Annotated in this window: 21 protein-coding genes; 8 read left to right on the top strand and 13 right to left on the bottom strand. The window is 70.0% G+C overall.

Translation table 11 applies throughout. From position 1 onward, the window contains the following. Positions 1 to 5,049 carry an AAA family ATPase gene (locus DES41_RS19160; RefSeq protein ID WP_170168224.1) on the bottom strand — a complete coding sequence of 1,683 codons (5,049 nt, stop codon included), beginning with the start codon at positions 5,047 to 5,049 and terminating at the stop codon, positions 1 to 3. A 519-nt stretch (positions 5,050 to 5,568) separates the two neighbouring features. Between DES41_RS19160 and DES41_RS19155 the strand changes: the two genes are divergently transcribed. Then, positions 5,569 to 5,844 (top strand): hypothetical protein, encoded by a 276-nt coding sequence (locus DES41_RS19155; RefSeq protein ID WP_114469256.1) that lies wholly within the window; start codon positions 5,569 to 5,571, stop codon positions 5,842 to 5,844. Between the two features lie 13 nt (positions 5,845 to 5,857). Here the strand turns inward: DES41_RS19155 and rng are convergent, their stop codons facing one another. From rng to DES41_RS19100, 11 genes are all read right to left on the bottom strand, one after another. Further along, positions 5,858 to 7,357, bottom strand: a complete 1,500-nt coding sequence (rng, locus tag DES41_RS19150; protein ID WP_114469255.1) for a ribonuclease G — start codon at positions 7,355 to 7,357, stop codon at positions 5,858 to 5,860. 102 nt (positions 7,358 to 7,459) lie between these two features. Then, positions 7,460 to 8,467, bottom strand: coding sequence for an aminotransferase class I/II-fold pyridoxal phosphate-dependent enzyme (locus tag DES41_RS19145; RefSeq protein ID WP_114469254.1), 1,008 nt, complete (start codon positions 8,465 to 8,467; stop codon positions 7,460 to 7,462). 18 nt (positions 8,468 to 8,485) lie between these two features. Next, complete coding sequence (locus tag DES41_RS19140; RefSeq protein WP_114469253.1) at positions 8,486 to 8,944, bottom strand: SRPBCC family protein; 459 nt, start codon at positions 8,942 to 8,944, stop codon at positions 8,486 to 8,488. A gap of 78 nt (positions 8,945 to 9,022) precedes the next feature. Next, entirely contained in the window at positions 9,023 to 9,325 is a 303-nt protein-coding gene (locus DES41_RS19135) for a hypothetical protein (RefSeq protein WP_114469252.1), read from the bottom strand. Positions 9,326 to 9,589: 264 nt separating this feature from the next. Next, entirely contained in the window at positions 9,590 to 10,192 is a 603-nt protein-coding gene (locus DES41_RS19130; protein ID WP_114469251.1) for a Maf family protein, read from the bottom strand. A gap of 12 nt (positions 10,193 to 10,204) precedes the next feature. After that, positions 10,205 to 10,684: a 23S rRNA (pseudouridine(1915)-N(3))-methyltransferase RlmH gene (gene rlmH / locus DES41_RS19125; protein WP_114469250.1), complete on the bottom strand. Its 480-nt coding sequence runs from the start codon at positions 10,682 to 10,684 to the stop codon at positions 10,205 to 10,207. A 7-nt stretch (positions 10,685 to 10,691) separates the two neighbouring features. Continuing rightward, the gene (gene rsfS / locus DES41_RS19120) at positions 10,692 to 11,435 is read right to left on the bottom strand and encodes a ribosome silencing factor (RefSeq protein ID WP_114469249.1); all 744 of its coding nucleotides are present in this window, start codon (positions 11,433 to 11,435) and stop codon (positions 10,692 to 10,694) included. After that, on the bottom strand, positions 11,432 to 12,052 hold the full coding sequence (gene nadD / locus DES41_RS19115) for a nicotinate (nicotinamide) nucleotide adenylyltransferase (RefSeq protein ID WP_114469248.1): 621 nt from the start codon (positions 12,050 to 12,052) through the stop codon (positions 11,432 to 11,434). The genes rsfS and nadD overlap by 4 nt, the downstream gene beginning before the upstream one ends. Beyond that, a complete protein-coding gene (hemF, locus tag DES41_RS19110; RefSeq protein WP_114469247.1) occupies positions 12,043 to 12,960 on the bottom strand; it encodes an oxygen-dependent coproporphyrinogen oxidase in 918 nt (305 codons plus the stop codon). Before hemF ends, nadD begins: the two co-directional genes overlap by 10 nt. Then, on the bottom strand, positions 12,957 to 14,249 hold the full coding sequence (gene purD / locus DES41_RS19105; RefSeq protein WP_114469246.1) for a phosphoribosylamine--glycine ligase: 1,293 nt from the start codon (positions 14,247 to 14,249) through the stop codon (positions 12,957 to 12,959). Before purD ends, hemF begins: the two co-directional genes overlap by 4 nt. Then, positions 14,246 to 14,965, bottom strand: coding sequence for a YebC/PmpR family DNA-binding transcriptional regulator (locus DES41_RS19100; protein ID WP_114469245.1), 720 nt, complete (start codon positions 14,963 to 14,965; stop codon positions 14,246 to 14,248). The genes purD and DES41_RS19100 overlap by 4 nt, the downstream gene beginning before the upstream one ends. 70 nt (positions 14,966 to 15,035) lie before the next feature. On the opposite strand from DES41_RS19100, the gene DES41_RS19095 reads away from it, so the two are divergent. The 7 genes from DES41_RS19095 to DES41_RS19065 all read left to right on the top strand — a co-directional run bounded on the left by DES41_RS19095 (position 15,036) and on the right by DES41_RS19065 (position 22,889). Continuing rightward, on the top strand, positions 15,036 to 16,559 hold the full coding sequence (locus DES41_RS19095) for a helicase HerA-like C-terminal domain-containing protein (RefSeq protein ID WP_114469531.1): 1,524 nt from the start codon (positions 15,036 to 15,038) through the stop codon (positions 16,557 to 16,559). 205 nt (positions 16,560 to 16,764) lie between these two features. Then, positions 16,765 to 18,243 (top strand): amidase, encoded by a 1,479-nt coding sequence (locus DES41_RS19090; RefSeq protein ID WP_114469244.1) that lies wholly within the window; start codon positions 16,765 to 16,767, stop codon positions 18,241 to 18,243. A gap of 162 nt (positions 18,244 to 18,405) precedes the next feature. Further along, a complete protein-coding gene (locus tag DES41_RS19085) occupies positions 18,406 to 18,636 on the top strand; it encodes a hypothetical protein (protein ID WP_114469243.1) in 231 nt (76 codons plus the stop codon). 176 nt (positions 18,637 to 18,812) lie between these two features. Further along, positions 18,813 to 20,108, top strand: a complete 1,296-nt coding sequence (locus DES41_RS19080) for a GTP cyclohydrolase II (protein WP_114469242.1) — start codon at positions 18,813 to 18,815, stop codon at positions 20,106 to 20,108. Next, entirely contained in the window at positions 20,105 to 21,382 is a 1,278-nt protein-coding gene (locus DES41_RS19075; protein ID WP_114469241.1) for a URC4/urg3 family protein, read from the top strand. Before DES41_RS19080 ends, DES41_RS19075 begins: the two co-directional genes overlap by 4 nt. A 30-nt stretch (positions 21,383 to 21,412) precedes the next feature. Further along, positions 21,413 to 22,042 carry a uracil phosphoribosyltransferase gene (gene upp / locus DES41_RS19070; RefSeq protein WP_114469240.1) on the top strand — a complete coding sequence of 210 codons (630 nt, stop codon included), beginning with the start codon at positions 21,413 to 21,415 and terminating at the stop codon, positions 22,040 to 22,042. A gap of 13 nt (positions 22,043 to 22,055) precedes the next feature. Next, positions 22,056 to 22,889 (top strand): LOG family protein, encoded by an 834-nt coding sequence (locus DES41_RS19065; RefSeq protein ID WP_170168223.1) that lies wholly within the window; start codon positions 22,056 to 22,058, stop codon positions 22,887 to 22,889. On the opposite strand, the gene DES41_RS19060 is transcribed toward DES41_RS19065, so the two are convergent. Further along, positions 22,890 to 23,888 carry a GGDEF domain-containing protein gene (locus DES41_RS19060; RefSeq protein ID WP_114469238.1) on the bottom strand — a complete coding sequence of 333 codons (999 nt, stop codon included), beginning with the start codon at positions 23,886 to 23,888 and terminating at the stop codon, positions 22,890 to 22,892. Between the last annotated feature and the right edge of the window lie 25 nt (positions 23,889 to 23,913).

Below are 23,913 nucleotides of genomic sequence, written 5' to 3'. Positions count from 1 at the left end.
TCAGCGCCCTCCTCTGGCGTCCTGGCTGGGAAAGCGGATGCGGAACACCGCCCCGTCGCCCTGCTCCACCGCCAGCACGCCGCGCAGCTGCGCGGTGAGGTCGTCGACCAGTTGCAGGCCCAGCGTGGCCGCGCGCGCGACCTCCAGCCCCGTCGGCAGGCCGATGCCGTCGTCCGCCACGCGCAGTTCGCACTGGCCGTCTGCCACCACGTGCAGGCCGACCTGCACCCGGCCGCGCTCGCGCTGCGGGAAGGCGTGCTTGAGCGCGTTGGACAGCAGCTCGTTGATGATGAGCCCGCAGGACACCGCGCGGTCCAGGTCGAGCTGGATGTCGTCGACATCGATCTCCACCGCGATGCGCTGCGCTGCCGTGCCGTAGGCGCGCGCCAGCTCGGCGCACAGCTTGCCGATGTGCGGCGGCATCGGCACCCGCGCGAAGTTGCCGGCGCGGTACAGGTTCTCGTGCACCAGCGCCATGGAGCGCACCCGGTGCCGGCTTTCGGCAAACAGTTCGGCCACGCCGGCATCGTCGATGCGGGAGGCCTGCAGGCTCAGCAGGCTGCTGATCAGCTGCAGGTTGTTCTTCACACGGTGGTGCACCTCCTTGAGCAGCGACTCCTTCTCTTCCAGCGAGGCGTTCTCGATGTAGAGGGCGGCCGTCACGACGAGCAGGTTCAGCAGCGCCACCCGTGACTGCGTGAACACATGGCTGACCAGGCTGTTCTCCAGGTACAGCACCGCGATGAGTTCCTTCTTGCGGATCAGCGGCAGGCACAGCAGGGAGCGGCAGTGCCCCTGTGCGATGTAGGGGTCGGCGCAGAACGCCTCGGACGTGCGTGCGTCGTCCAACAGCACCGTGCCGGCGGTGCGGATCACGTGGCGCAGCACCGCGAGCGGCAGGTCTTCCTCAGAGACGGCCACAGATTGCAACCGCACCTGCGCACCCTTGGCGCCGAAGCGGGCCAGCGCCTCGATGCGCAGCGCATCGCCCTTGGGCAGGATCAGCAGGCCCCGGTTGGCGCCGGCGTGCTCCAGCGCGATCTCCATCAGCGCACGCATGAGTTCGTCCAGGCCGGCATCGTGGCTCACGGCCTGGGAGGTCTTCAGCATGGAGGCCACGTCGGCATCCTGGACGGGGGCCGCAACGGTGTCGGGCGCCGCGGCCCGCAGCGCGTGGAGACGGATCTCCGGGAAATCGCGCTCCAGCTGCGCGACCTTGCCGTCCGCGCCCCAGCGCCGGTAGGCATCGCGCGCCTGTGCCAGCAGGCTGTGCGCCGTGCTGCCCAGGCCGCTGCGCCGGTAGAAGCGCGCGGCGCTCTCCAGCGTCAGCGCGATGTGCTGCGGGGCCTGCGACCGGTGCACCTCTGCCAGGGCGCGCTCGTAGCCGTGCATCGCCTCCAGCACCCGCCCCTGCACGCCGGCCACCTCCGCCTCGACCAGGCTCACGCGGAAGCCGAAGGTCTCGGGGCAATGGATGGCCCAGATGCGCAACTGGTCGAGGTGGGCCTGCACCCGGGCCATCAGCGCATCGCGCTGCGCCGCAGTGGCGCCGTGGCAGTTGGCGGTGCGCGTGAGCGCCGCGCCGAAGTGGTACTGGGCCAGCTCGAAGTGGCCGGTGGAAGTCCACAGCAGCGGCTCGGCCTGCTGCAGGGCCTGCTCGGCTTCCTCGAACCGGGTGGTCATGAAGCGCGCATGGGCCTTGCGGATCCAGTACCAGCAGCAGGCGATGTCCAGGTTGCGGTTGGCCGCCAGGCGGGCCTCGTGGGCGCGTTCCGAGAAGTGCTCGTCGTCGAAGCTGCCGATCTCGCGCGTCTGGCCGCGCAGCGTGGCGATCAGCTGCAGCTGGGCCGTCATGATGTCGCTGACCAGCCCGAACTTGGCGTGTGCCACGTAGCGCAGGCGCTCGCGCGCCTCTTCCTGCACGTCGGCCAGATGGGTGCCATGGGACAGCAGGCTCGTCACCAGCGTGCAGGAGCTGAAGCCTGCATAGGTGACATCGCCGCCGTCGCGCGCGATGCGGTAGGCCTGGCGCAGCAGGTCGAGCGTGTTGCCCAGCGGCCTGGCCCAGGCGCTGACGTGGTAGGCGAAGGTCATGTAGACGCGCCCGCGGTAGCGGTTGCGCGGGTTGCGCTCGACGAGCTCGTAGCCCACGCGCCCCAGCTCGAAGGCCAGCGGATAGGCCCCGAAGCGGTGGCTGATGACCATGCCCAGGTACGCATAGGCGAGAGCCGACGCGTCCCCGTTGCCGTGGGCCAGGCTCAGGCGCGCCATCCGGCACAGCGCGTAGCAGACCAGGTTGGGATCGCTGAAGAACGCAGGCGGCAGCATGGACGCGAGCACGTCCAGGATGGCACGCTGCGCGGGGGTGCTCGCGTCCGGCAGCGCGAGCAAGGCATGGGCCCCGCCCTGGGCGTCGAGCTGGCGCACCAGCGCCTGGTATTCGCGTTCGACCTCGGCATCGTCGGGGCTCGGCGGAATGCCCACGCCCGCGGCTTGGAGGAACCGAAGGCAGGTGCGGATGGCCTCGTCGCTGCGGTCCAGCGCCGTGTAAAGCGTGACCTGCCGCCAGGTCACCGCGGCACGATCGACCGTGTCGCGTGCGCGGCCCTGGATGTCCAGCAGCAGCGCCTCGGCCGCGGGCATGTCCCCGAGCAGGAACCTGCATTCCGCCAGGCCGAGGGATACCGCCAGGGCCAGGGGGTAGCACGCTGTCCAGCGGTCGCTGCCCAGCAAGGCATCGGCGTGCTCGAAATGCCGCTGCGCGGCCTCGTACGCCGTCTCGGCCCTGGCGCGGTCGCCTGCGGCGCGCAGGTGGCCGGCAGCGCGCAGCCGCTCCTCGTCCTCGATCAGCGCCAGGCCGGGGGCGAGCTGGTTGGCGATGTCGAAGATGTGCAGCTTCACCTCGTCGGTCGACAGGCCCGCACAGAGCCTGCGGGCGATCTCCAGGTGCCGCAGCGGCCGGGCCGCCTCGGGAATGAGCGCGTACGCAGCCTCCTGGATGCGGTCGTGCACGAAGCGGTAGCCGCCTTCGGTCTTGCGGATCAGGCCGGCCTGTTCTGCCGCATCCGCGTACGCGCTGCACTGGGCGGCTTCCACGTCGCAGGCGACCGCCATGCAGCGCGTGCTGGCCATGGAGCCGAAGCAGCTCAGCGTCTCGATGCGGTAGCGCAGGTCCGCAGGCAGGCGTGCGAGCTTGGCGATCAGGAACTCCCGGACGTCGTTCTTCTGGCCCTGCGCCTCGATGGCACCCAGATCCCAGGTCCAGGCCTGGCCGGCCGCATCGAACTGCAGCAGGCCGTCGTCGGCCAGCGCCCGCAGCAACTGCAGTGCGAAGAAGGGGTTGCCGCCCGTGCAATCGGAGAGATGGGCGGCAAGCGGGGCGACGCGCTCCGGCGCGGCGTCCAGCACGTCGGCAAGCAGGCCCTGCAGCCCCGCCACCGACAGGCTGTCGAGCGGCACATCGGTGGTGCGCACGCCGTGTTCGCGCACCGTGGCGGCGAGCCTGTGCAGGCCGTGCCCGGCGTCCACTTCGTTGCCGCGGTAGGCGCCCACCAGCAGCAGGTTGGCTTGCGCATCGTGCGTGCCCAGGTGCACCAGCACATCGAGCGTCGATTCGTCGAGCCACTGCAGATCGTCGATGAACAGGACCAGAGGCTTGCCGGCCTCCGCCAGGGCAGAGGCGAGTTGGGCCATCGCGAGCTGGAAGCGCTTGGCGGCGTCCATCGGCGACAGGTCGGGCGCAGCAGCATGCACACCCGGCAGCGCCTGCAGTTCGGGCAGCATGCCCTGCAGGCTGGCCGCGTTCGCACCCAGCGCGGCGGCGAGCCTCTTCTGCCAGCGCATGCGCTGCGCACCGCCCTGCTGCAGCACATCGGCCAGCAAAGGGCCAAATCCCTGGGCCAGCGTCGCGTAGGGGGCGTCGTTCTGGTGCTGTTCGAACTTGCCCGCCGCGAAGAGGCCGCCCTGTTTGGCGACATGGACGCGCAGCTCCTGCACGAGCGCCGACTTGCCGACGCCGGAGCTTCCGCTGACCAGCACCAACTCGACGGTGCCGGTCTTGCTGACACGCTGGTAGGCCGCCACCAGTGCATCGCACTGCGCTTGGCGGTCATGCAGCCGCGTGGGATCGGCGAGTCTGTGCAGGTGCTGCGCCGCTGGCGCCGAAGCGGCGGCGGAGCCCCCGTGGTGGCGTGTGTCTTCGATGGCCTTGTCGAGGTCTTCGATCAGTTCGGCCGCCGTCTGGTGGCGGTCCTCGGCGGCCTTGGACAGCAGCCGTTCGACGATGGCCTGCACCCTCGGCGGGCAGTTGGGAACCTTCTGGACAAGCGCCTGCGGCGGCCGCGCGACGTGGCAGTGGACCCACTCCATCGGGCTGTCGGCCGCGAAAGGCAATTCGCCGGCCACGAGTTCGTACAGCAGCATGCCGAGCGCGTAGAGATCGCTGCGCGCGTCCACGGGCCGGTTCATGCGGCCGGTCAGTTCCGGCGACATGTAGGGCAGTGTTTCCGCCGCTTCGGTCAGGACCAGCGCCATGGGCGGATCGCCGGCACAGGCGGCGCGGCCGAAGCCGAGCAGCCGGATGCTCCCATCGTCCAGCAGCAGCATGTTGGCCGGCCGCAGGTCGTTGTGGACGCAGCCGCACACGTGGCTTGCGCCCACCGCCTCGGCCATGCTGCGCAGCAGACGCAGCGCCCGGCCGACCGGCAGCCGCCCGGGGGAGCGGTGGCCGAGGGGCCATCCCCCCGGGTCGTCGAGCAGCAGGCACAGCCCCGCCTCGGTGTCCAGCGCCCCCCGCACCGGCACCGCGGATCTCCCCAGGAGATCTGGCGGCTGCGAGGCGGCACGCCGCAGGCGCTGCCGGATGAAATCGGGCGCGTCGGCATGGGCCACCAGCACCAAGGTACTGCCCGGCCTGTCCGCGTAGTGGACGCGGACCAGCCGCGTCCAGGCGTCCCGGCGCAGCTCCGTGAGGTCGAGCGGCAGTTCCAGGCCCCGGCCCATCAGGGCGTCGACGATGAACACGGGCAGCGATGGGCGTGGGTCTAGCATGCGGTGGCGGCCGAGCGGTGCGCATGCGCCCGTTGCGTGGCAGTTCGGAACGATGGCATCCGGCGATTGTTTCAAAGTTCGGCGGATGACACGCACCGCAGAAGCCGGGCGGCGCCCTGCATGGAGATGTCGGCGTGCCGGGCTGCCGGCACGCACGCCGCCCGGCATGCTGCAGCAACGCCAACCGCTGGGCAACTACACCTTCGTATAGTCGACCGCGCTGCGGTCTCGGGCCCTGGGCCCTGGGCTGGCGCAGAGCCTCGCGCCTGCGCGACGCTCCGACCAGGGGCATTCGCCACACAGGACCGCGGAGCCTGCGCCAAGCACGCTGGCGCACGGCGCCATCGACGAGGAGCCGGCCTCGGCGGCGACTTCGCCTGGCCCCGAACTGCGCATCGCAGACGGTGGACGTTGGCACCGGGTCCAAGGCGCCGCGAAGTCGAATCGGCCACAATGCCCCGGCAGCCTCCTTCGTGCCCTGGTTGTCCTTGCGGTCTGAATGCACTCTCGAAAGTGCGCATGCCAGCATCCAGGGCCTTCCAGGAATGGAGGGAAGCCGAACGGCTTTTCCGCAAGGCGTTCGAGGCGCAAGCCCTCCGAATCGCCAGGCACGAGACACCATCCCCATCGGAGCGAGAGCTTGTCGCGGCGTTGCGCTTGCGTGCATCCGAATTGCTGCACCTGATGCTCGCCGACATGCGGGAGCGGGCAGCGCAACACGACTGGACGAGCCGCGTGCCGGGCAAGGTGGAGCCGTCGGGCAGCGGCGGCGAGGGTTCGCCCCGCGTTCAGTAGGCGCTGTGCAAGCTCAGAGCAGGATGATGTCGTACTGCTCCGGCGCCATCGCGCTTTCGGCCTGCAGCGAGATCGGTTTGCCGATGAAGTCCGACAGGCCGGCCAGGTGCTGGCTTTCCTCGTCCAGGAACAGCTCGACCACCTTGGGCGAGGCCACGACGCGGAACTCGCGCGGGTTGAACTGGCGCGCCTCGCGCAGGATCTCGCGCAGGATGTCGTAGGTCACGCTGCGCGCGGTCTTCACGGCACCGGTGCCGCGGCAGATCGCGCAGGGTTCGCACAGCATGTGGGCCAGCGATTCGCGCGTGCGCTTGCGCGTCATCTCCACCAGGCCCAGCGGCGAGAAACCGCTGGCCGTGGTCTTCACGCGGTCGCGGCCCAGCTGCTTGCGCAGCTCGGCCAGCACGGCGCTGCGGTGTTCGTCGCGCACCATGTCGATGAAGTCCACGATGATGATGCCGCCCAGATTGCGCAGCCGCAGCTGGCGCGCGATGGCGCCGGCCGCCTCCAGGTTGGTCTTGAAGATGGTGTCGTCGAAGTTGCGCGCACCGACATAGCCGCCGGTGTTCACGTCCACCGTGGTCAAGGCTTCCGTCTGGTCGACGATCAGGTAGCCGCCGGACTTGAGGTCCACGCGCCGGCCCAGGGCCTTGGCGACCTCGTCGTCGATCGAGAACAGGTCGAAGATCGGCCGCTCGCCCTTGTAGTGCTGCAGCTTCTGCGTGGCCGCCGGCATGAACTCGCCGCCGAAGGCCTGCAGCTTGTCGAACTGCTCGCGTGAATCGAGCCGGATGCTCTGCGTCTCCTCGGTCACCAGGTCGCGCAGCACGCGCTGCAGGAGGTCCAGGTCCTGGTGCAGCAGCGAGGCCGCCGGCAGCTTCTGCGCTGCGGCCTTGGTGCGGCCCCAGGCCTTGCGCAGGTAGGCGATGTCTTCGGCGAGTTCGGCGTCGCTGGAGTCCTCGGCATTGGTGCGCAGGATGAAGCCGCCACCACCGCCGCTGGCCGCATCGCCCACCAGGGCCTGCAGGCGCCGGCGCAGGTCCTCGCGCTGGGCGGCGGGAATCTTCTGCGACACGCCCACATGCTCGTCCTGCGGCAGGAAGACCAGCAGCCGGCCGGCGATGCTGATCTGCGTGGACAGCCGCGCGCCCTTGGTGCCGATCGGGTCCTTGATGACCTGCACCATGATGGCCTGACCCTCGAACACCTGGCGTTCGATCGGCACCTGGCCGTTGCCGCCGGGCCTGGGCTGGCTCGGCTCGCCTTCGCCGCGCACGGCGGCCGCGCTGGGCAGCAGGTCGGCCACGTGCAGGAAGGCGGCGCGCTCCAGGCCGATGTCGATGAAGGTGGACTGCATGCCGGGCAGCACGCGCACCACCTTGCCCATGTAGACGTTGCCGACCAGTCCGCGCTCCAGCGTGCGCTCCAGGTGCAGTTCCTGCACGGCCCCGTGTTCGACGATGGCCACGCGGGTCTCCTGCGGCGACCAGTTGATCAGGATGTCCTGCTGCATGCGTTCCTTGCTGTAGAGCGCGCGCGCAGCCGCCCGTCGGCGGCGACGGTGCGCACAGCGGCTCCTCGTTGTTCGTGTTGTCCGGGTCTGGATCGTACGCGCTCAGCGGCGCGCCCAGGCCTGCGCCAAGGCATCCTGGTGCGCCGGCGCCAGCGCGCCCAGCCGCACATGGCCCGGCAGGCCGAAGGAGGCGCAGTCACGCAGCTGCACGCCCTGCGCGCGCAGCCGCGCCAGGTCCTCGGCCAGGCGCGCCGGCTCGGGCGGACGCGCGCAGAAGAAGTTCGCGTCGCTGTCCAGCACCTGCCAGCCCAGGTCGGAGCACAGCAGCGCCTGCCGTGCCTTCCACACGCGCAACCGGGCCAGGCTGGCGGCCAGCCAGTCCTGTGCCGCGCGATCGGTCCAGGCCTGCAGCATGGCCACGCCGTGCGAGCCGACCGGCCAGGATGGCGCCAGCTGCGCGAGCCGCGCCAGCAGCTGCGGGTCGGCCTGCAGCGGCGCGACCGCGTAGGCCGCGCGCACGCCGGTCAGTCCCAGCGCCTTGTTCGGCGACCACAGCTGCCAGACCTGCTGGCGCTGCGCACCGTCGAGCGAGGCCTGGCCGGCCAGGCGCAACGGCGCATAGGCGCAATCCAGCACCAGCGGCACCTGCGGCGCCAGGGCCTTGAGCTGCGCGGCCAGGCCGGCATGGGCCTGGCCCAGCGGCGAGGACGGCTCGCAGGCCCAGAGCAGCTGCGCCGGCCCGTCCGCGCTGCGCACGGCCATTCCCTGCGCCTGTGCAGCCCAGGCGTAGTCGCCATAGGCATGGGCAGGTACCTGGACGAAGGCGCCCGGCCGGGCCACGGCGGCGGTGATGCGCATGATGAATTCGCTGGCGCTGGCCGCCACCAGCACGCGCGCCGGCACGACGCCGTGGAAGGCAGCGAGCTGCTCGCGCAACACGCCGTAGCCAGGGTCGGGGTAGCGCGTCGGATCGGCGAACTGCAGCGCCTGCAGCGCCGCAGGGCATGGCCCGCAGGCGTTGGCGTTGGTCGAGAAATCGTGTGCCGCCGGGCCCTTGGCATCCGGCCCGCCGTGCACGCGGGCCGCCTGCACCGGGTCAGCGCCGGCCACGGCGCGGCCACGCCTGCGTCATGCGCCGTCGGGGATCTCGGGCTCGACCAGCTGCGCCAGCAGGGTGAGCGACTCCTGCCAGCCCAGCATGCAGGCGGCAGCCGGGATCACGGCCGGAATGCCCTCCTGCTGCACATGCATCTCGGTGCCGACCACCGTCTTGGTCAGCCGCACCGTGATCTGCATCTCGCCGGGCAGGTTGGGGTCGTCGAAGCGGTCGGTGTAGCGCAGCAGCTCGCCGGGCACCAGTTCCAGGTAGGTGCCACCGAAGCTGTGGCTCTGGCCGGTCGTGAAGTTGGTGAACGACAGGCGGTGGCTGCCACCCACGCGCGCGTCCATGGCGTGCACCTTGGCCGTGAAGCCGTGCGGCGGCAGCCACTTGACCATGGCCTCGGGGTCGACGAAGGCGCGGTACACCCGTTCGGGCGGCGCGCGCAGCACGCGGTGCAGGCGAACGGTGTGGGTGGAAGCGGACATGTGGTTCTCCTGATCAAGCCGAGGACGACCCTCTGCGCCCACGACGCATGGCGCGGGCCGGAATCGACAACGGGCGGATCAGGACTTGGAGGACCTGGCCTGCTTGGCCACATCCTCGGCCAGCAGGCGGCGCACTTCCAGCGCGTCCAGCGCGTAGGGCAGCAGCGAGATCGCATGCTCGGGCCGGGCCTTGTCGCCGAACACGGCCTGGGTGGCCGACCACATGAATTCCAGCGTCTCGGTGACTTCGCCCAGCGCATCGCGCGTCATGTTGGGCAACAGTGCTTCGACCTGTGCGGATTTGGCCGCCGCCTTGCGCGCAGGTGCGGCAGCTTTGGCCTTGGCGGTGGTGGACTTGCGGGCAGGCTTGGCGGTGGTCACGGCGGCTCCTTGTTCTGGGTCGGTCTGGTGTGGCGAGAGTGTAGTCGCGCCCACGGCCGCCCCAAGACGCACAAGCCCCGCGTGTGCGGCAGCCAGGGGCAAGGTGCTGCGCATGAAGGGCCGATCTTCCACAGCGGCCGGGCTGCCCAAATAGCAGGCAATCCTGTGGCAGACCGCATGGATGCTGGCATGGCGCCACCCCCTCCCAAGCCTGTCCCCAACGATATCCACAGGCAGCCGGGACAAGTCCGGCGCGCGGAAATCTCAGCAGGGCAGCCCGGCCTGGCGCAGCAGCTGGGCGGTCTCGAACAGCGGCAGGCCCATGATGCCCGTGTAGCTGCCGCGCATCGTGCGGATGAAGGCCTGAGCCCTGCCCTGCACGGCGTAGGCGCCGGCCTTGCCGAGCGGCTCGCCGCTGGCCACGTAAGCCGCGATCTGCGCGGGCGTGAGCGCGTCGAAGCAGACCTCGGACACGCTCAGGGCCCGCAGCCGCTGGTCGCCGTGCTGCACCGCCACGGCCGTCAGCACGCGGTGCGTGTGGCCCGAGAGCGCGGCCAGCATGCGCCCTGCATCCTCCGCGTCTTCGGGCTTGCCGAGGATGGTGGCACCCAGCGCCACGGTGGTGTCGGCACACAGCACGGGGGCCGGCGGGAGGCCGCGCGCGCGCTGGCGCGCCACGGCGGCGTCGAGCTTCAGGGCCGTCACGCGCTGTACGTAGCGCGCAGGTGCCTCGCGGCCGCGCACGGCTTCGAGCGCCTCGGCGTCTTCGCCGGGCTCGGCCAGCAGCAGTTCATGGCGCACGCCGATCTGGTCGAGCAGCTGGCGCCGGCGCGGGCTCTGCGAGGCAAGGTAGACGCAATCGGGCATGCCGGGAGAAACCTACTCGCGGTGGTAGGGATGGTTGGCGTTGATGGACCAGGCGCGGTAGAGCTGCTCGATCAACAACACGCGCGCCATGGCGTGCGGCAGCGTCATGTCCGACAGGCGGATGCGCTCGTGCGCGCCCTGGCGAAAGGCAGGATCCAGGCCGTCGGGCCCGCCGATGACGAGGGCCACGCCATCGCCTTCGAGCTGCCAGGTCGACAGCCGGGTGGCCAGGGCCTGCGTGGTCAGCGTGGTGCCGCGCTCGTCGAGCGCGACCACGTGCGCATTGCGCCCCACGGCCGAGGCGATGGCCGCCTCGATGCGCTCGCGCTCGGCAGCCTGCATCTGCGCCACCGTGCGCGAACCGCGGGGCTCGGTCTTGACGGCGCGCAGTTCGACGCGCAATTCGGCGGGGAAGCGCTTGGCGTAGTCGTCGTAGGCCGTCTGTGCCCAGTCGGGCACGCGCAGGCCCACGGCCACGATGACGAGCTTCACGCGCGGATCAGGCGCGGCGCTGGGGCGCCTTCTTGGCGGGCGCCGCCTTCTTCGCCGCCGCAGCCTTCTTGGCCGGTGCCGGCTTGCCCACGACCAGGGTCTTGGGCTTGGAGGTGGCCTTCAGGGGCGCCTTCCTGGCTGGCGCGGCGGGCGCAGCGGTCTTGGCGGCAGGTGCGGCCTTCTTCGCCGGCGCCTTCTTGCGGGCCGGCACCTCGATCACGGGGCGCTCGGGGGCGTACTCGGGCTCGGGCTTGCGGGCCTTCTTGGCCGCGGCCTTCCTGCCTGCGGGCGTCTTGCCCGCGGCCGTCTTTGCAGCGACCTTCTTGGCCGGCGCCTTCTCGACCGCCTTGACCGGCGCGGCTGGCTTGGGCGCACCGAGCTTCAGGCGCACGGGCTTGTCGCCCCACAGCTCTTCCAGGTGGTAGTACTGGCGGATGCTGGGCTGCATGATGTGCACCACGGCCGGGCCGCAGTCCACGATGATCCACTCACCGTTGTCCTCGCCCTCGATGCGCGGTTTGGAGAAACCGGCCTCGCGCACGGCATCGCGCACGCTGGCGGCCAGTGCGCGGGTCTGGCGATTCGAGGTGCCCGAGGCGACGATCACGCGCTCGAACAGCGGGGACAGGTGCTCGGTGTTGAAGACCTGGATGTCCTGCGCCTTGACGTCCTCGAGGCCATCGATGATGGACCTCTGCAGCTTCTGGGTGTCTTTCTTGGCGGCGGATTCCGTGGAGGTGCCAGTGGTCATCGAGCGGTTCGGTAGAGGTGGTGTTGGTCAATATAGCCTGCAACGGCTGGCGGAACCAGATGGACAATGCCCTGGCCCGCCGCGACGCGCTGGCGTATTTCAGTGGCGCTGGTCGCCACCGGAACGGTGTGGAGGAAGTCGATTGTCGCGCCCGGCAATGCCAGGTCGGGCAGCCGGCCTTGCGGCGAGGCGTCGTCCACACGGGCGGCGACGCACAGATTTGCCAGCGCCACGATCTCCTGCCACGCGTGCCAACTGGTCAATGCACGCGCTTGATCGGAGCCGATCAGCAGGTGCAGCCGGGCGCGAGGATAGCCGATTTGCAGTTCCCGCAGGCTGTCCACGGTATAGCTGGGGCCGGTGCGCTCGATTTCGCGCGCGTCCACGACCACGCCCGGGATGCTTTCGAAGGCCAGTTCCGCCATCACCAGCCGGTGCACCGCATTGGTGGGTTGCTTGGGCCGGTGCCAGGGCTGGCCGGTGGGCAGCACATGGAGGCGGTCGAGATTCCACTGGGCCATGGCGGCGCGCACCAGGTCGACATGGGTGTTGTGCGGCGGGTCGAACGCGCCCCCATAGACGCCGACACGCAGCATCGTGGCGTCCGTCAGATCCATGCGCGCGGCACCAGGAAATGCTCGGTCAGCTGCGCCTCGGCCGAGCCGGGCTCCGGCGTGTGGCGGTAGGACCAGGCGGCCTGCGGCGGCATGGACAGCAGGATGGACTCGGTGCGTCCACCCGACTGCAGGCCGAAATGCGTGCCGCGGTCCCAGACCAGGTTGAACTCGACGTAGCGGCCGCGCCGGTACAGCTGGAAGGCACGCTCACGCTCGCCGTAAGGCAGGTCCTGGCGTCGCGCCAGGATCGGCATGTAGGCGCCCAGGAAGGCCGCGCCCAGGGCCTGGGTCATGGCCGCGCTGCGCTCCATGCCCAGCTCGGAGAAATCGTCGAAGAACACCCCGCCGATGCCGCGCGCCTCCTGCCGGTGCTTGAGGAAGAAGTATTCGTCGCACCATTGCTTGAAGCGCGGGTACTTGTCGTCGCCGTAGGGCGCGAGCGCGTCGCGGCAGGCCTGGTGGAAGTGCCGCGCATCGTCCTCGAAGCCGTAGACGGGCGTGAGATCCATGCCGCCGCCGAACCAGCAGACCGGCACCTCGCCCGGGTGGCCGGCCGCGATCATGCGCACGTTCATGTGCACGGTGGGCGCGTACGGGTTGCGCGGGTGGAACACCAGCGAGACGCCCATGGCCTCGAACGGCGCCCCTGCCAATTGGGGGCGGTGCTGCGTGGCCGACGGCGGGAGCTTCGGCCCGCGCACATGCGAGAAGCCGCAGCCGGCGCGTTCGAACACCGCGCCGTTCTCCAGGATGCGCGTGACGCCCTCGCCTTGCAGCACCTCGCCTTCGCCCTTGGTCCAGGGGTCGGTCACGAAGCTGCCGCCGTCCACCGCGGCGACGGCGCTGCAGATCTCTTCCTGCAGGCCACGCAGCCAGGCCGCGAATGGCGCAGCGGCAGACGCCGTCATTTGGCGGCGCGGTGGCCGATGTCGCGGCGGTATTGCATGCCGTCGAACTGGATGCCGCGCACGACCTCGTAGGCCCGTTGCTGGGCCAGCTTGACCTTGTCGGCCAGCACGGTCACGCAGAGCACGCGGCCACCGGTGACGCGCACGGTGCCGTCGTCATCGCGCTGGGTGCCGGCGTGGAAGACGACGGCATCCATCTCGGCGGCCGGCAGGCCCGTGATCGCATCGCCCTTGCGCGGCGTCAGCGGATAACCGTGGGCGGCCAGCACCACGCCCAGGGCGATGCGGCGGTCCCACTCGAGCTCGACCTGGTCGAGCTTGCCGTGCGGGCCCGGCTCGGTGGCGGCCCAGAGCACCTCGAACAGGTCGGACTTCAGGCGCATCAGCAGCGGCTGGGTCTCCGGGTCGCCCAGGCGGCAGTTGAACTCCAGCGTCTTGGGGCGGCCCTGCGCGTCGATCATGAGGCCGGCGTACAGGAAGCCGGTGTAGGCGATGCCGTCCTTCTCCATGCCGCGGATGGTCGGCAGGATGATCTCGCGCATGGCGCGCGCGTGCACGTCGGCCGTGACCACGGGGGCCGGCGAATAGGCGCCCATGCCACCGGTGTTCGGGCCCTGGTCGCCGTCCTGCAGGCGCTTGTGGTCCTGGCTGGTGGCCATGGCGGTCACGTTCTTGCCGTCGCACAGCACGATGAAGCTGGCTTCCTCGCCTTGCAGGAATTCCTCGATCACCACGCGTGCGCCGCCCTCGTTGTGCGTGACGCCCAGCGTGTTGTCCACCAGCATGAAGTCGATGGCCTCATGGGCCTCGGCCAGCGTGGTGGCCACGACCACGCCCTTGCCGGCCGCCAGGCCGTCGGCCTTGACCACAATGGGCGCGCCCTTGGCGTCGACATAGGCATGGGCCTGCGCCGGGTCGCTGAAGGTCTGGTACTCGGCCGTCGGGATGCCGTGGCGCTGCATGAAGGCCTTGGAGAAGGCCTTGGAGCTTTCCAGCTGGGCGGCGGCCTTGGTCGGGCCGAACACGCGCAGGCCGTGGGCGCGGAATTCGTCCACCACGCCGGCGGCCAGCGGGCCCTCGGGGCCGACCACGGCGAGGGCGATGTGCTCCTTCTGCGCCCATTCGCGCAGCGCCACCACGTCGGTGATGGGCAGGTTGACCAGGCGTTCGTCCAGCGCCGTGCCGCCATTGCCGGGTGCCACGTAGACGCGCGTGACGCGGGACGATTGCGCCAGCTTCCAGGCCAGCGCGTGCTCGCGTCCGCCGCCACCAATAACCAATACTTTCATAGCGCCCCGTTGTGGTACACGTTCTGCACATCGTCCAGGTCTTCCAGGACGTCCAGCAGCTTTTGCATGCGTTCGGCGTCTTCGCCGGTGAGTTCGATGGTGTTCTCGGCCCGCATGGTCACTTCGGCCAGCTCCAGCTGGAAGCCGGCGGCCTCCAGTGCGTTCTTGACCGTCTCGAATTCAGGATAAGGCGTCAGCACCTCGATGGCGCCGTCGTCGTCGGTGATCACATCGTCGGCGCCGGCCTCCAGCGCCACCTCCATGACCTTGTCCTCGTCGGCGCCCGGTGCCAGCACGATCTGCCCGCAATGCCGGAACTGGAAGGCGACCGAGCCGTTGGTGCCCATGTTGCCGCCGTACTTGCTGAAGGCGTGGCGCACCTCGGCCACGGTGCGCACGTGGTTGTCGGTCATGGTGTCGACGATGATGGCCGCGCCGGCGATGCCGTAGCCCTCGTAGCGGATTTCCTCGTAGTGCACGCCTTCGGCATTGCCAGTGGCCTTGTCGATGTTGTACTTGACGCGGTCGGCCGGCATGTTGGCGGCCTTGGCCTTGTCCACCGCCAGCCGCAGGCGCGGATTGGCCGACAGGTCGCCCCCACCCTGGCGGGCCGCGACCGTGATCTCACGGATGATGCGCGTCCAGATCTTGCCCCGCTTTTCGTCCTGCCTGCCCTTGCGGTGCTGGATGTTCGCCCATTTGCTGTGTCCGGCCACGAAGAATCCTTCTATCGGTCTGATTTAATCTCGGGCGCGGATTTTACTTTTCGATTGAAGGATGGACGCCATGGCCGAGCCGCTCGTGATCGCCAAGAACAGCAACACCCAGTGCGAACTGCTGCCGGGCCTGGCCAACCGGCATGGACTGATCACCGGTGCCACGGGCACCGGCAAGACGGTTTCGCTGCAGACGCTGGCCGAGAATTTCTCGAAGATCGGCGTGCCGGTGTTCATGGCCGACGTCAAGGGCGACCTGACCGGCATCAGCCAGCCCGGCACCCCCAACGCCAAGATGGCGGCTATCCTGGCCGAGCGCGGTATCGCGGCCCCGGCGCCGCTGGCCTGCCCGGTGCAGCTGTGGGACGTGTTCGGCGAACAGGGCCACCCGGTGCGCGCCACCGTCTCCGACATGGGCCCGCTGCTGCTGGCGCGCATGCTGAACCTGAACGACACCCAGGCCGGCGTGCTCAACCTGGTGTTCAAGATCGCCGACGACAGCGGCATGCTGCTGCTGGACCTGAAAGACCTGCGTGCCATGCTGCAGCACGTGGGCGAGAACGCCAAGAGCTTCACCACCGAGTACGGCAACATCAGCGCTGCCAGTGTGGGCGCGATCCAGCGCGGCCTGCTGCAGATCGAGGGCCAGGGCGGCGACAAGTTCTTCGGTGAGCCGATGCTGGACATCGCCGACTTCATGCAGACCGACCAGGCCGGCCACGGCATGGTCAACGTGCTGGCGGCCGACAAGCTGATGAATTCGCCGCGGCTGTACGCCACGTTCCTGCTGTGGCTGCTGTCCGAGCTGTTCGAGCAGCTCCCGGAAATCGGCGATCCGGACAAGCCCAAGCTGGTGTTCTTCTTCGACGAGGCGCACCTGCTCTTCAACGAGGCGCCCAAGGTGCTGGTCGAGCGCATCGAACTGGTGGTGCGGCTGGTGCGTTCCAAGGGCGTGGGCGTGTACTTCGTGACGCAGAACCCGCTGGACATTCCCGACACCGTGCTCGCACAGCTGGGCAACCGCGTGCAGCACGCACTGCGCGCGTTCACGCCGCGCGACCAGAAGGCCGTCAAGGCGACGGCCTCCACCATGCGCCAGAAACCCGGCCTGGACATCGAGGCCGCCATCACCGAGCTGGCCGTGGGCGAGGCCCTGGTCAGCCTGCTGGATGCCAAGGGCCGGCCCGGCATCACCGAGCGCGTGTACATGCTGCCGCCGGGCAGCCAGATCGGGCCGATCACGCCGCCCCAGCGCCAGGCCTTGCTGGCCAGCTCGCTGGTGGCGGGCGTGTACGAAAAAGTGGTCGACCGAGAGTCGGCCTACGAGAAGCTCAAGGGCCGCGCCGAGGATGCCGCCGCCGGGGCGGCGGACGCCAAGGCCACGGCCGGCGCGCGCCAGGGCAGCGGCGCCGACAGCGGCCTCATGGACGGGCTGAACGACATGCTGTTCGGTTCCACGGGCCCGCGCGGCGGCAAGCGCGACGGCCTGGTGCAGACCATGGCCAAGTCCACCATGCGCACCATGGGCACCAAGATCGGCAACGAGATCCTGCGCGGCGTGCTGGGCGGCATCTTCGGCGGCCGCAAGCGCTGAAGCCTTGGATTCCCGGCCCAGGTGCAGCGGCCTGCCCGCGGCTGCAACAGCGCGCGGCCCCGCCGTGCGTTGCACCCGGCGCCCACTCTGGCACCGGCGCGCCGTGCAGCAGCCGCCTTTCTCGTTCACCCGTTTCAGCCCACCCCTTACCTTCACGGACGTACACCATGGATAGCCTGTTGATTGCACCGAAGGAGACGCTGGCATGACGCTCGCGATGTCCTGGGACGAATGGACTGCGCACGACGGCACGGCGCTGGCCGCGCGCGTGCGCGCCGGCGAACTGACGCCCGCCGAACTCGCGGCCCAGGCGGCGGCCGGCATCGCGCTGACCAACGGCCCGACCAGCGCCGTCGTCGAGGTCTTCGACGATGTCGTCGCCGAGCCCTTGAAGGACGGCATGGACCCCGACGGCGTCTTCGCCGGGCTGCCCTACCTCATGAAGGACCTGGGGCCCACGCTCAAGGGCCGGCTGCAGGAGATGGGCTCCCAGCTGATGCAGGGCAACCGCGCCAGTGCCGACAGCTTCCTCGCCGGCAAGCTGCGCCGGGCCGGGCTCAACATCATCGGGCGCACCACCACGCCCGAATTCGGCGTCTGCAGCTCGGTCGAGAACGACTTGTTCGTCACGCGCAATCCCTGGAACCTGGACTACACGACCTGCGGCTCCTCGGCCGGCTCGGCGGCCATGGTGGCGGCCGGCGTGGTGCCCATCGCGCACGCCACCGATGGCGGCGGCTCGATCCGCATCCCGGCCGGCGTCAACGGCGCCATCGGCCTCAAGTGCTCGCGCGGCGTGTTCTCGATCGCGCCGGGTCTGTCGGACCTGTCCGGCCTGGTGTCCACCCAGGGCGCCATCAGCCGCAGCGTGCGCGACATGGCCAGCTTCGTGGACCACTGCCGCGGCGGTGCGCCGGGCGAGTTCATGCCCTACTGGACCGCGCCCGAACCCTATGCCGAACTGGTGCAGCGCGAGCCGGGTCGGCTGCGCATCGCGCTCGTGCACGCGTGGGGCGACTTCGCCGCCACGCCGCACATCGCGGCCGAACTGGCGCGCGTGGGCCGTTTCCTGGAGGGCCTGGGCCACCACGTCGAGTGGGCCAAGCCGTCCGTGAACATCCGCGCCGCCTTCCAGGCCCAGACCTTCTGCTACATCAGCAACTTCGCACAGACCATCGAGACGATGTTGCGCACGCTGCGCCTGGATCGCCCGCCCGCCGACAAGGTCGAGCCCATCAACATCAAGATCTGGGAAGCCGGCCGCGACGCGAGCTATGCCGAGCGATTCCAGATGCAGGCCGCGTTCAACGACACGGCGCGCGGCTTCGGCGCCTTCTTCGAGGATTGGGACATCCTGCTCTCGCCCGTGACTGCACTGCCGACGCCGCGCGTGGGCACGACCGAATACCTGACGACCAGCGACAACCCCTCGGTGCACGACTGGTTCGAGAACCTGTGGCGCAACTTCGCCTACACGCCGATCGCCAACCTGTGCGGCATCCCTGGCATCTCGCTGCCCATGGCCTGGAACGAGCACGGCCTGCCGCTGGGCATGCACGCGCAGACGCGCCAGGCCGGCGACGGCCTGCTGCTGCAGTTGGCCGCGCAGATCGAGCGCGCGCTCGGCGGGCGCTGGAACGACGGCCGCAGGCCGGGCGTGCACGTGACGGCCGGCCAGGCCTAGCAGGTTTTCGCGGCAGGCTGTGTTGCATCTGTCATCTGCGCACACGCACGGGCTGTCGCTCCGCGCGCAAGCCGCCGCGTTGTGGTTCCAAGCCAGGCAAATGCCCAGCCCACTCGACCGACTCGGAGTTGCAACGAGTCTCGCCCCTCGAAGGACCGCACCATGACCCGCACCAAGACCCTGATCGCTGCCGCTGCCCTGGCCCTGGCCGCTTCGGCCAGCTTCGCCCAGGCACCGGCCGCCGCCCCTGCCGCCCCGGCCGCTGCCACCGCACCCGCGGATGCAGCGCCCGCGGCCGCCAAGGCCACGCCGGCCAAGAAGACCGTCGCCAAGAAGAAGAGCCACAAGGCCAGCCACGCCGGCAAGAAGGCCACGGCCGCGCCCAAGGCCTGATCGGCCATGCGCCTGTGGCGCGGATGCACACCGCGCCACTGCGCCGCATGCACGCCGCATGCACGCCGCGTGCATGACAGTGCGGCGAGTCGCTATGCTTGGCGAACACCACCATCCGGTGTGCCAGCAGGCCGGCTGTGTTTCTCCGCGCAGCCGGTCCCTTTCGAGGAACGACCATGTCTGCAGAAGCCGGCGCTGCCACTCCCACCCCCTCCCCTGCGGCCAGTCCCAGATCTGCCGCGGGCCACATCCGGCTGACCTCGCATAGCGGCGGCTTCGGCGCCCTGCCGATCCGTTGGGATGCCACCACTGCGGCCGAGCGTGGCCCCGTGGTCGGCACCACCTCCAAGCGTGCCCACCGCAACGTGATCGGCACGCACAGCGGCTCCTACAGCGTCTACCGTGCGCTGGCCGTCGCGGCCGGAGCGCTCTCGCGCCAGCACAAGGCCGACCTCACCAACACCATGCCGACCGACCTGATCGGCCCCTACCCGCAGTGGAGCGAGCCCGGCCGGATCGTGAGCCTGGACCCCTGGGGCGCCTCGGTGGCCGATGTGTTCTCCACCGAACTGGCGGCCGGCTACGACATCCGCCCGACGATCGCCGTGACCAAGGCCCATGTGATCCTGCCCGAGGTGCTGGAGGCCTTGCAGACGGGGCGCCTGAAGGCCGACGGCAAGTTCCTGACCGCGGGCGGCGCGGCCATGGTGACCAAGGCCGCGATCGAGCCCGTCTGGTACCTGCCCGGCGTGGCGCAGCGCTTCAAGTGCTCGGAGACCGACCTGCGCCGCGTGCTGTTCGAGGAGACCGGCGGCATGTACCCCGAACTGGTGACGCGCTCGGACCTGGAGGTGTTCCTGCCGCCCATCGGCGGGCAGACCGTCTACATCTTCGGCGACCCGCGCGACCTGGCCAATCCCGACGTGGAGCTGACGGCGCGCGTGCACGACGAGTGCAACGGCTCGGACGTGTTCGGCTCGGACATCTGCACCTGCCGGCCCTACCTCACGCACGCCATCGAGGAATGCATCCAGGGCGCGCAGCGCGGCGGCGTGGGCCTGGTGTCGTACTCCCGCAAGGAAGGCCGGGCCCTGGGCGAGGTCACCAAGTTCCTCGTCTACAACGCACGCAAGCGCCAGGTCGGTGGCGACACGGCCGACCAGTACTTCGCGCGCACCGAGTGCGTGGCCGGCGTGCAGGACATGCGCTTCCAGGAACTCATGCCCGACGTGCTGCACTGGCTGGGCATCCGCAAGATCCACCGCCTGGTCTCGATGAGCAACATGAAGTACGACGCCATCACGGGCTCGGGCATCGAGGTCGGCGTGCGCGTGAACATCCCCGACGCACTGATCCCGGCCGATGCGCGCGTGGAGATGGACGCCAAGATGGCAGCCGGCTATTTCACACCGGGCGTGGTGCCCGACGCCGAGGAACTCAAGAAGGCCAAGGGCCGGGGATTGGACGCATGACATTCGACGGCACTTCCCTGGAACTGGACACGGGCCATCCCGAAGGCGCAGCGACGGCCCTGCGCACCACGGTGGCCGTGCGTGCACGCGCGCGCCAGCTGCTCGAGCGCGCGCGCGTCGGCGCCTCGCGCTGGTTCGTGGTGAACGACGACGCCCTGCAGGGCGTCGCGGCCGATGTGGCCGCGCTCACGCGCCAGCGCTACCCTGACCTCAGGATCCCGTTCCACAGCCGCTGGCGCCATTTCGAGGCTGGCGGCGTGGACCGCAAGGCCGAACTCGACGCCCGGCTCGCACCGCTGGACCCGCCGGCGCGCGCGCGCGCCATGATCGACCTGGCGCTCGTCAGCGTGCTGCTGGACGCTGGCGCCGGCCCGGACTGGAGCTATCTGGAGACTTCCAGCGGCCAACGCTTCGCGCGCTCCGAAGGCCTGGGCGTGGCCAGCTGGCATGCCTTCCTGGGCGGGCTGTTCTCCAGCGATCCGGCACACCCGCTGCAGGTCGACGCGGTCGGCCTGCGCAGCCTTGTTCCCGAGCGGCTGGCCCAGGCCTTCCAGGTCGGCAGCGGAAATCCGCTGGTGGGACTGGACGGCCGCGTGCTGCTGCTGCGCAAGCTCGGCGAGGCGCTGGCGGCCCAGCCCGAGGTGTTCGGCCCGCAGGGCCGGCCGGGCGGGCTGTTCGACATGCTGATCGCGCCGCTCGGCCCGACCGGCATCGCGCCCACGGCCACGGTCGCCGCGCACGACATCCTGTCGCAGCTGCTGATGTCGCTGTCCGGCATCTGGCCCGCGCAGAACACCATCGGCACGCAGCCGCTGGGCGACTGCTGGCGCCACGAGGCCGTGACCGGGCCTGGCCTCACCGCGGGCTGGATGCCGTTCCACAAACTCTCGCAATGGCTGACCTACTCGCTGCTGGAGCCGTTCCAGTGGGCGGGCGTGCACGTGGACGGCATCGACGCGCTGACCGGCCTGCCCGAGTACCGCAACGGCGGCCTGCTGCTGGATGCCGGCGTGCTGGCGCTGCGCGACCCGGCGCTGGCCCAGCGCAGCTGGCAGCCCGGCGACGAACTCGTGGTGGAATGGCGGGCCCTGACCGTCGCGCTGCTCGACGAGCTCGCGCCCATCGTGCGCGCCCAGCTCGGCGTGTCGCCCGCGCAGCTGCCCCTGGCCTGCGTGCTCGAAGGCGGCACCTGGGCCATGGGCCGGGTGCTGGCCCAGCGCTTGCGTGGGGGCCTGCCGCCGCTGCAGATCGCCAGCGATGGCACCGTGTTCTAGACCATTGTCCAAGCCAACCAAGAAGACGCCATGTCCAACGTCCACCTGATCGACCACCCCCTGGTGCAGCACAAGCTGACGCTGATGCGCCGCAAGGATGCCAGCACCAACACCTTCCGCCGGCTGCTCAACGAGCTGTCCAGCCTGATGGCCTACGAGGTCACGCGCGACATGGCCATGCAGGAGATCGAGATCGAGACGCCGCTGGAGACCATGCGCTCCAATGTCATCGACGGCAAGAAGCTGGTGTTCGTCTCCATCCTGCGCGCGGGCAACGGCATCCTGGAGGGCATGCTCAACATCGTGCCGGGCGCGCGCGTGGGCCATGTGGGCCTGTACCGCGACCCCAAGACGCTGGTGGCTGTGGAGTACTACTTCAAGATGCCGCAGGACATGCACGAGCGCGACATCATCGTCGTCGACCCGATGCTGGCCACCGGCAACTCCGCCAGCGCGGCGGTCGAGCGGCTCAAGGAGCTCAACCCCAAGTCGATCAAGTTCGTCTGCCTGCTGACCTGCCCCGAAGGCATCGCCACCATGCAGAAGGAGCATCCCGACGTGCCGATCTACACGGCGGCGATCGACCGGCAGCTCAACGAGCACGGCTACATCCTGCCCGGCCTGGGCGATGCGGGCGACCGCATCTTCGGCACCAAGTAGCCAGGGCATCGCCATGCGCGCCGCCTGCCTGTCCGTCGTCTCCGTATTGGCACTGCTGCAGGGCTGCGCCACGCCCCCTGCACCCATGGCATGCACCAGCGTGGCGCCCAACGCCGCCTACACCGGCCCGTACAAGGGCGAGGAGAACCGGCTCACGGCTGCCGACATGGCGCGCGACCTGCACTGCGCCGAAGCCTTCAAGGCCGCCAGGTACCCGCGCGGCTTCGTCGTGGTCTACGGCAGCTCGCGCCTGGGCGAGGACAAGGCTGGCGTGCCGCCCACCGAGAGCGGCCGGCTCTACCAGGGTGTGCGGCGCTTCGCGGCCGACTGGACGCGTGCGCACGGCGCTCTGTTCCCGATCCTGACCGGTGCTGGCCCCGGCATGATGGAGGCGGCCGCGCGCGGCGCGACCGAAGCCGGCGGCCCCAGCATCGGCTACACCACCTACTACGGCCCGGCGCGCGACAAAGCCGATGCGCGGCTCGCGTTCCAGACCTGGCAGGGCCAGCCCATCGTCAGCGACGGCTTGGTGTTCACGAGCGTGGCCATGCGCGAATCCATGATGGTGCTGCACGCCGCGGCCGTGGTCGTCACCCCCGGGGGCACCGGCACCGAATGGGAGATTTTCCAGACCGTGGAGTCGATCAAGAGCCGCCAGCTCGACCCGGTGCCGATCTACCTGGTCGGCCCCCGTGCGGTCTACTGGAAAGGCTTCGAGCAGCGCGTGCAGGAGATGGCGCGCCTGGGCACCATCCGCGCGGCCGAGGTGACCGACCTGGTGCGCTTCGTCGAGGATCCGCAGACCCTGGCCGAAGCGCTCGCACGCGACATGCGGCTGGCGCGCTGATCAGCGCGGCGTCGGCGGGAAGATGTCCAGCAGCGCGGCGCTGCTGAGAGTCCAGCGCACCTGGTTGCGGCCATTGCGCTTGGCCGCATAGAGCGCCCGGTCGGCCAGTTCCAGCAGCTCGTGCGCGCCGGGATCGCCGTCGCGCGGATCGTGGCAGGCCACGCCCAGGCTCACGGTCACGCAGGGCGCCACACTGGAGGCCTGGTGCGGGATGGCCAGTGCCTCGACCGCCGCGCGGATCTTCTCCGCCACCAGTTGCGCGCCGATCTTGTCGGACGCTGGCAGCACCGCCGCGAATTCCTCGCCGCCGTAGCGGGCCAGCACATCCGTGGCGCGGTTGATCTGCTCGCGGGCGGCATGGGCGATGGCCACCAGCACGCGGTCGCCGGCCGGATGGCCGTAGGTGTCGTTGTAGGCCTTGAAGCTGTCCACGTCGAACATCACCAGTGCCACCGGAATCTGGTTGCGTTGCGCGCGCTCGAGTTCGGCGCGCAGCCTGTCGTCCAGGTGCTTGCGGTTGTAGATGCCGGTCAGGCCATCGACCACGGCCTCGCGCGACAGCCGGTCCGAGCGCAGCTGCAGCACGCGCTCGCGCGTGGCCAGTGTGCTGGTGTCGGTCACCTGCAGCAGGCACAGGTGGCCGGCACCGGGCTGCACCACCGGCGTGATCGTCACCGACTGCGGCAGCCGCTGGTTGCCGGCGCGGTGCTCGGGCCGCGCGTAGAGCGGCAGCGGCGAATGGTGCAGCACGTTGGACAGCACGATGGGCAGGCGGTGCCGCAATGCGTTGGCGAGCGCCTTGCGGAACGGCGCGGAAAGCGCCTGGGGAAACAGCTGCTCCAGCGTGCGGCCCTGTGCATCGGCGAGGGCGATGCCGGCGTAGCGGCTGATCCAGCTGTTCCAGTGCAGCACGCGGCCCTTGGCGTCGAGCAGGACCAGGCCCAGCGCCAATGCGTCGGACAGCACGGGCCAGTCGACCTTCAGATGCGGTGCTGTCATCGGTACCGGGGGCACGAAGCCTCTC

This window comes from Pseudorhodoferax soli, from assembly GCF_003337555.1.
GTDB classification, from domain to species: domain Bacteria; phylum Pseudomonadota; class Gammaproteobacteria; order Burkholderiales; family Burkholderiaceae_C; genus Pseudorhodoferax; species Pseudorhodoferax soli.
Note: the sequence above shows the minus strand (reverse complement) of the source record. Positions and strands in the feature narration are given on the sequence as shown.

Coding starts and splice junctions, on each gene's coding strand:
- rsfS (WP_114469249.1), bottom strand. CDS start 11,435: ATGACCACTGGCACCTCCACGGAATCCGCCGCCAAGAAAGACACCCAG.
- purD (WP_114469246.1), bottom strand. CDS start 14,249: ATGAAAGTATTGGTTATTGGTGGCGGCGGACGCGAGCACGCGCTGGCC.
- DES41_RS19140 (WP_114469253.1), bottom strand. CDS start 8,944: ATGTCCGCTTCCACCCACACCGTTCGCCTGCACCGCGTGCTGCGCGCG.
- nadD (WP_114469248.1), bottom strand. CDS start 12,052: ATGGATCTGACGGACGCCACGATGCTGCGTGTCGGCGTCTATGGGGGC.
- upp (WP_114469240.1), top strand. CDS start 21,413: ATGTCCAACGTCCACCTGATCGACCACCCCCTGGTGCAGCACAAGCTG.
- DES41_RS19160 (WP_170168224.1), bottom strand. CDS start 5,049: ATGCTAGACCCACGCCCATCGCTGCCCGTGTTCATCGTCGACGCCCTG.
- DES41_RS19130 (WP_114469251.1), bottom strand. CDS start 10,192: ATGCCCGATTGCGTCTACCTTGCCTCGCAGAGCCCGCGCCGGCGCCAG.
- DES41_RS19155 (WP_114469256.1), top strand. CDS start 5,569: ATGCCAGCATCCAGGGCCTTCCAGGAATGGAGGGAAGCCGAACGGCTT.
- DES41_RS19095 (WP_114469531.1), top strand. CDS start 15,036: ATGGCCGAGCCGCTCGTGATCGCCAAGAACAGCAACACCCAGTGCGAA.
- DES41_RS19060 (WP_114469238.1), bottom strand. CDS start 23,888: ATGACAGCACCGCATCTGAAGGTCGACTGGCCCGTGCTGTCCGACGCA.
- hemF (WP_114469247.1), bottom strand. CDS start 12,960: ATGACGGCGTCTGCCGCTGCGCCATTCGCGGCCTGGCTGCGTGGCCTG.
- DES41_RS19090 (WP_114469244.1), top strand. CDS start 16,765: ATGACGCTCGCGATGTCCTGGGACGAATGGACTGCGCACGACGGCACG.
- DES41_RS19065 (WP_170168223.1), top strand. CDS start 22,056: ATGCGCGCCGCCTGCCTGTCCGTCGTCTCCGTATTGGCACTGCTGCAG.
- DES41_RS19085 (WP_114469243.1), top strand. CDS start 18,406: ATGACCCGCACCAAGACCCTGATCGCTGCCGCTGCCCTGGCCCTGGCC.
- DES41_RS19075 (WP_114469241.1), top strand. CDS start 20,105: ATGACATTCGACGGCACTTCCCTGGAACTGGACACGGGCCATCCCGAA.
- rng (WP_114469255.1), bottom strand. CDS start 7,357: ATGCAGCAGGACATCCTGATCAACTGGTCGCCGCAGGAGACCCGCGTG.
- DES41_RS19080 (WP_114469242.1), top strand. CDS start 18,813: ATGTCTGCAGAAGCCGGCGCTGCCACTCCCACCCCCTCCCCTGCGGCC.